The organism is Kitasatospora sp. MY 5-36, assembly GCF_001182915.1.
Lineage (GTDB): Bacteria > Actinomycetota > Actinomycetes > Streptomycetales > Streptomycetaceae > Kitasatospora.
Map to the genome: position 1 here is coordinate 1 of NZ_LFVW01000634.1, position 6,656 is coordinate 6,656.

The 6,656-nt window shown below is 74.1% G+C and carries 4 protein-coding genes and 1 pseudogene; 3 read left to right on the forward strand and 2 right to left on the reverse strand.

Features of this window, described 5'->3' with window-relative positions; genetic code table 11:
- Positions 1 to 1,120: sensor histidine kinase (locus AE652_RS32230; RefSeq protein WP_053112379.1), on the reverse strand; the 1,120-nt coding region annotated here is incomplete at its 3' end.
- A gap of 255 nt (positions 1,121 to 1,375) precedes the next feature.
- Positions 1,376 to 3,577: an MMPL family transporter gene (locus tag AE652_RS32235; protein WP_049658035.1), complete on the reverse strand. Its 2,202-nt coding sequence runs from the start codon at positions 3,575 to 3,577 to the stop codon at positions 1,376 to 1,378.
- Positions 3,578 to 3,957: 380 nt separating this feature from the next.
- Between AE652_RS32235 and AE652_RS32240 the strand changes: the two genes are divergently transcribed.
- From AE652_RS32240 to AE652_RS32250, 3 genes and pseudogenes are all read left to right on the forward strand, one after another.
- On the forward strand, positions 3,958 to 5,082 hold the full coding sequence (locus tag AE652_RS32240; protein WP_049658037.1) for a DegT/DnrJ/EryC1/StrS aminotransferase family protein: 1,125 nt from the start codon (positions 3,958 to 3,960) through the stop codon (positions 5,080 to 5,082).
- A 22-nt stretch (positions 5,083 to 5,104) separates the two neighbouring features.
- A complete protein-coding gene (locus AE652_RS32245) occupies positions 5,105 to 6,049 on the forward strand; it encodes an NAD(P)-dependent oxidoreductase (protein ID WP_049658039.1) in 945 nt (314 codons plus the stop codon).
- A gap of 13 nt (positions 6,050 to 6,062) precedes the next feature.
- Positions 6,063 to 6,656 (forward strand): annotated as a pseudogene (locus AE652_RS32250) (hypothetical protein); the annotation flags it as partial.

A 6,656-nucleotide genomic window follows, 5' to 3' on the forward strand; every position in this document is an offset into this window, starting at 1 on the left:
CCACCGCCCCGGCCCGCTCGCGCATGCCGATCAGGCCGAAGCCGCCCTCGCTCGGCGGGTGCTGGGGCAGCGGCACCGCGCGGCGGCGGCCGGTCGCGGTCGGGCGGCCGTTGGCGACGCTGACCGCGACCCGGCTGCCGCTGTAGGCGAGGGTGATCTCGGCGTCGGCGCCGTGGGCATGCTTGGCCACGTTGGTGAGCGACTCCTGGACGATCCGGAAGGCGGTGAGGTCCACGCCGGGCGACAGCGGGCGGGCCTCGCCCTCGACGGAGAGCCGGATCGGCAGACCGGCCCGCTCGAAGGTGTTGATCAGTTCGGGCAGCCGGTCGAGGCCGGGGGCGGGTTCGAGCGGGGCGCGGTCCTCGGCGCGGCGCAGCAGGCCGACGGTGGCGCGCAGTTCCTGGAGTGCCGAGCCGGTGGCGTCGGTGATGTGGCTGAGCACCTCCCGGGCCTGGACGGGGTGGTTGTCCATGAGGTGGACGGCGATGGCGGCCTGGGCGTTGGCGAGGGCTATGTGGTGGGCGACGACGTCGTGGAGGTCGCGGGCGATCCTGATCCGCTCGTCGGCGACCCGCCGGCGGGCCTCCTCCTCGCGGGTGCGCTCGGCGCGTTCGGCGCGCTCCTCGATGGCCGCGAGGTGGGCGCGGCGGTTGCGGATGGAGTCGCCGAGGGCGCCGGGCAGCAGGGCCCAGGCGAGCACGCCGAGCCGTTCGCTGATCGGCCCGCCGGGGCCGAGCAGCAGGGTGATCCCGGTGAGCAGGACGGCGGTGACGACCGAGGCGCGCAGCGCGGTGGCACGGTCGGTGCGGATGGCGAGGAAGTAGAGGGCGAGCAGCAGCGGCGTGGCCACGGTCGGGGTGAGCCGGGGGCTGACCATGGCGAGCGCCATCGTGCAGAGCAGCGTGACGGCGACCACCGCGCGCGGGTGGCGGCGGTGGGCGAGCACGGTGACGGCGGAGAACAGCGCGATGGCGAAGGTGGGCGCGGCGAACGGGGTGAAGTGGCCGCCGTTCTGGTCGATGGTGGCACCGAGGCCGGTGACCGTGATCACGCCCGCGCCGCCTGCCGCGTCGAGCAACCGGGGATGGTCGCGGCGCAGGCGCTGCCAGATGTCGCTCATGCTCGTGCTCTCCGGTCGGGGGACGCTGGTCGCGCCCGCGCCCGGGCATCGCCAGTTCGTGCCGCGCCGCTCCCGGTGGGAGCGGCGGGCGGGGTCGGGGGCTCCGGACGTACGGCGGTCCCCGACAGCAACGGTAACGGTTGGGGTTCGAACCGCTGTCCGAGCCGTACGGGGTCGGTCCGTACGGGGTCGGTCCGAGGGGCGGTGCCCGGCCCGGGCCCGCGCGGTGGCGGGGCCGGGCCGGGCGGCAGCGCCCTAGACGGTGACGGACTCCCGGGCCGGGGCCGGCTCCGGGGCGGCGGTCACGAGCTTGCTGCCCTCGACGTCCACGTCCGGTATCAGGCGGTCGAGCCAGCGCGGCAGCCACCAGGCGCGGCGGCCGAGCAGGGCGAGGACGGCCGGGACGATGGTCATCCGGACGATGAAGGCGTCGAAGGCGACGGCCGCGGCGAGGCCCAGGCCCATCATCTTGATCATCGGCTCGCTCATCCCGATGAAGCCCGCGAAGACGGCGATCATGATGAACGCGGCGGCGGTGACCACCCGGGCGTTGTGCCGGAATCCGGTGACGATCGCCTCACCGGGCTCCTCGCCGTGGACGAAGCCCTCGCGGATGCGGGTGACCAGGAACACCTCGTAGTCCATGGCGAGGCCGAAGACCACACCGATCATGAAGATCGGCATCATGCTCATCACCGGGCCGGTCTGCTCCACGCCGATCAGGTTGGCCAGCCAGCCCCACTGGAAGACCGCGACCACGGCGCCGAGCGCGGCGACCACCGACAGCAGGAAGCCGAGCGCCGCCTTCAGCGGGACGAGGAGCGAGCGGAAGACGATCATCAGCAGGATGACGGCGAGGCCGACGACCACGGCGAGGTAGGGCACCAGCGCGTCGGACATCTTCTGCGACACGTCGATGTTCATCGCCGTGGTGCCGCTGACCAGGACCGTCGCCCCGGTGGCCGTCTTCAGGCCGGCCGCGTCGTGCCGGATGGCGTGCACGATGTCCTTGGTCTCGGCCTCGCTCGGGCCGGTCGCCGGGACGGCGTTGAGCAGGGCCGTGTCGCCCGCCTGGTTGAACATCGGCGGCGTCACCGCGATGACCCCGGGCAGGCCCGAGACCTTCTTGGCGACCTCGTCGGCGGCGGCCTTCGGGTCGGCGACGCCCTTGGCGTCCACCATGACCGTCAGCGGGCCGTTGAAGCCGGGGCCGAAGCCCTCGGAGAGCAGGTCGTACGCACGGCGCTGGGTGGTGGAGGTGGGCTTGGACTCGTCCCCCGGCAGGCCGAGCCGCAGGTCGAGCGCCGGGGCGGCGAGCACCCCGAGGCCGATCACGCCGCCGAGCAGCACCGCGAGCGGGCGGCGCAGGATGAAGCGGGCCCAGCGGGCACCGCCGTTCTCCTTCGCGCCCGGGGCCGCCGCACCGCGGGCCTTGCGGGCCTTGCGCGGCAGCACCTTGCGGCCGAGGAAGCCGAGCAGCGCGGGCACCAGGGTGAGCGCGACCAGCACGGCTATGACGACCGTCCCGGCGGCGGCCATGCCCATCTTGGCCAGGATCGGGATGCCGACCACGGAGAGGCCGGCGAGCGCGATCACCACGGTGAGGCCCGCGAAGACCACCGCGGACCCGGCCGTGCCGACCGCCCGGCCCGCCGCCTCCTGGGGCGTCCGGCCCTCGGCGAGCTCGGCGCGGTAGCGGGAGACGATGAACACCGCGTAGTCGATACCGACCGCGAGGCCGAGCATCATCGCGAGCGTGCCGGTGGTGGTGGAGAGCCCGAGCGTGCTGCCGAGCGCGGTGATCAGCGCCATGCCGAGGCCGACGCCGATGACGGCGGTGAGCAGCGGCAGGCCGGCCGCGAGCAGCGAGCCGAAGGTGATCACCAGGACGACGGCGGACAGCGCCATGCCGATCGCCTCGCTGCTGCCGCCCGCGTCGGGCTTGGCCATCAGCGCGGTGCCGCCGATCTCGACCTTGAGGCCGGCGTCCCGCCCGTGCTGGGCGGCCTGCTCGAGGGTGTCGGTGGCGGTCTTGGAGACCTCGCCGGCCTTGGCGGAGTAGCTCACCGTGGCGTAGGCGGTGGTGCCGTCCGCGGAGACGGCGCCCTTCATCTTGAACGGGTCCACCGCGCTGGTGACCTGCTCGGAGCCGGCGAGCTCGCCGACCGTGCGCTCGACGGCCTGCTGGTTCGGCGCGGCGGTGATCTTCTGGCCGGAGGGGGCGACGAACACCAGGCGTGCCGAGGCCCCGTCGGCGTGGCCGCCGGGGAAGCGCTCGTTCATCAGGTCGAAGGCCTTCTGCGCCTCCGTGCCGGGCATCGCGAAGCCGTCGTCGGGTGCGGCGGGCGCCTTGGCCGCGAGGACTCCGACGGCCGCCAGCACGGCGACCCAGAGGAAGGTCACCAGCCGGCGCCGGACGAAGGTCCATCGGCCCAGACGGTAGAGGAACGTGGCCACGGGAGAGCGGACTCCTTCGGATGCGGTTCTCGGGATCGGGAGGTGCCGCGGCCGGCCGGACGTCCTGGTGGACGCGGTCCGCCGCAGCATGACCAATCCTTGATCGCCGACCCCTACTCCGTCGTCGTCCCTGCGCAGGCCGTTTGCGTACTGCGGACGCAGTAGTGCCCTCCCCCGTACGGAGGAGCGCGCGTCCTACCCCGGAAGCAGCCCCCGGACCTGCGGCGGAAGCAGATCCGGTCACCCGTGCGGTCCGCGGCGGCGGGCCGCGGACCGGTGGGCGAAGTAGCGTGATGTGCCTGACCCGTCCGCTGACGTGCGGTTCGGGAGGATCCGACCCGATCGGTGCTGCTTTCGCAGCCCGCCGCCGGAGGTGCCCCATGGGCGTTCCAGCCGCCCGCATCGTGTTCGACGAGAGCGACCGTGCGGCCGTCGCCGAAGCGGTGACCGAGATGCTCACCACCGGCGCGCTGACCCTCGGTCCGTGGACCGAGCGCTTCGAGCAGGCCTTCGCCACCGAGCACGGCGCCTCGCACGCCGTCGCGGTGAGCAGCGGCACGGCGGCGCTGGAGGTGATCCTGCGCGGCATCGACGTCCGGGGCCGCGACGTGGTCGTCCCCGCCGTCACCTTCTACGCGACCGCCGGCGCGGTGGTGCACGCGGGCGGGCGTCCGGTCTTCGCCGACGTCGACCCGGCCACCCTCGCACTCTCCCCCGAGACCCTGGAGGCGGCGCTCACCCCGGACACCGCCGCCGTCGTCCTGGTGCACATCGGCGGGCTGGTCGGCCCGCAGGTCACCGCGGTGCGGGCGCTGTGCGACCGGCGCGGCGTCCCGCTGGTCGAGGACGCCGCGCACGCCCACGGCAGCAGCTTCGACGGGCGCGCCGCCGGGACCTTCGGCCTGGCCGGGGCCTTCTCCTTCTACCCGACCAAGGTCACCACCAGCGGCGAGGGCGGGATGATCCTCACCGAGTCGCCGGAGCTGCGCGACGAGGCCCGGATCTACCGCGACCAGGGCAAGGGCTCCTTCACCACCAACCACCACGTGAAGCTCGGCTACTCCTGGCGGATGAGCGAGCCGCACGCCGCGATCGGGGCGGTGCACCTGCGCCGGCTGAAGGAGTTCATCGAGACCCGCCGGGCCGTCGCCCGCCGCTACGACGCGGCGCTGGCCGGGCTGGACGGCCTCGACCCGGTGCTCGAACCGCCCGGCTGCCGGGGCAACTACTACAAGTACGTGGCGCTGCTGCCGCCCGGGGTGGACCGCGCGGAGTTCAAACGGGCGGTGGCCGAGGAGCACGGGGTGCGGCTGTCCGGCGAGGTCTACGACCTGCCGCTGCACCTCCAGCCGGTGCTCGCCCCCTACCGGCGCGGGCCGCTGCCGGTGGCCGAGGACGTCTGCGCCCGGCAGGTCTGCCTGCCGGTGCACTCCGACATGACCGAGGACGAGACGGAGCAGGTGGTCGACGCCGTCTCCGCGGTGTACCGGCGCCTGGCCGGGTAGCCGGAGCGAAGGGAGCAGGATCGTGCGGATAGCCGTCACCGGAGGCTGCGGGTTCATCGGTTCACACGTCGTGGACCACCTGATCGCGGCCGGCCACGACGTCCTCGCGGTGGACACCACCGACAAGTACCTCAACCCGGACGCCGAGCACGCGCGGCTCGACATCCTCGACCTCGGGGCCCTCACCGCGGCGCTGGCCGGCAGCGAGGTGGTCTACCACCTGGCCGCCATGGCCGACGTCGAGCAGGTCTCCGCCGACCCCGTCCGCGCGGTGCGGACCAACATCGACGGCACCGAGGCCGTCCTGGAGGCCGCCCGGCGCAGCGGCCTGAGCCGGACCGTGCTGGCGAGCACCGTCTGGGTCTACGGAGCCGCCCTCACCGACGGGCAGATCGACGGCGGCGAACAGGAGCTGGACGAGCACGTGCCGATCGAGCTGGAGCACAGCGGCCATCTGTACGTCGCCACCAAGCTCGCCGCCGAGATGCTGGTGCACAGCTACCGCGAGCTCTACGGGCAGCACTTCACCATCCTGCGCTACGGCATCCCGTACGGCCCCCGGATGCGGGACGAGCTGGTCGTCGCCCGGTTCGTCCAGGCCGCGCTGACCGGCCGGCCGATCACCATCGCCGGGGACGGCCGGCAGAGCCGCAACTTCGTCTACGTCGAGGACCTCGCCGACGCCCACGTCCGGGCCCTCTCCCCCGCCGCCGAGGACCAGACCTTCGCGCTGGAGGGCTCGGCGGCCGTCTCGGTGCGGGACATCGCCGACACCGTGGACGCCCTGCTGGGGCCCGTCACCATCGAGCACATCGACGGGCGGAAGGCCGACTACGCGGGGCGGCGGATCTCCTCGGCACAGGCGAAGCGGCTGCTGGGCTGGTCGCCGAGCACCAACTTCACCGCCGGCGTGCGGCAGTACGCGGACTGGTACCGGGCCGCCGTCGGCTCGGCCGCCGGCGCCTGACGGGGGCCGCCCGATGCCGCACGCCCTGCTGGTCTCCGGCTCGCTCGGGCAGGGCCACGACGTGATGGCGCAGGCCTGCGCGGACACCCTGCGGGAACGCGGCTGGACCACCGGCACGGTCGACGCCATGGCCCTGCTCGGGCAGCGCTCCGGCGCGGCCGGGGAGGCGGTGTTCCGCCGGCTGCTCGACCTGCCCGGGGTGTACGACGCCTTCCACTTCTCGGCGCTGCGGCCGGGCGCCCGGCTCGCCCTGCTCGCCGACGCGGCGGCCCGCGCCCGGCTGGTCCCGGCGCTGCGGGAGCTGATCGCGGCGCAGCGGCCGCAGCTGGTGGTCTCGGTGTTCGCCACCGCGACCTCGGCGGTCAACCGGCTGCTGCGGCAGGCCCCGGAGCGGGAGTTCCGGCACTTCGTGTTCTGCACCGACGTGACGCCGCACCGGCTCTGGGTGCAGGAGGGGACGGACCTGTTCCTGCTCACCTCGGAGGTCGCGGCGTGCGCGGTGCGGCGGTACCGGCCGGACGCCGACGTCGCCGTCGTGCCGGCGCCGCTGCGGCAGCCGTTCTACCGGCCGCCGGAACGGGCCGCGGCGCGCGCCGAGTTGGGCGTG

Excerpts from the sequence above, each read along its gene's own strand:
- AE652_RS32240 (WP_049658037.1), top strand. The coding sequence starts at position 3,958 with ATGGGCGTTCCAGCCGCCCGCATCGTGTTCGACGAGAGCGACCGTGCG.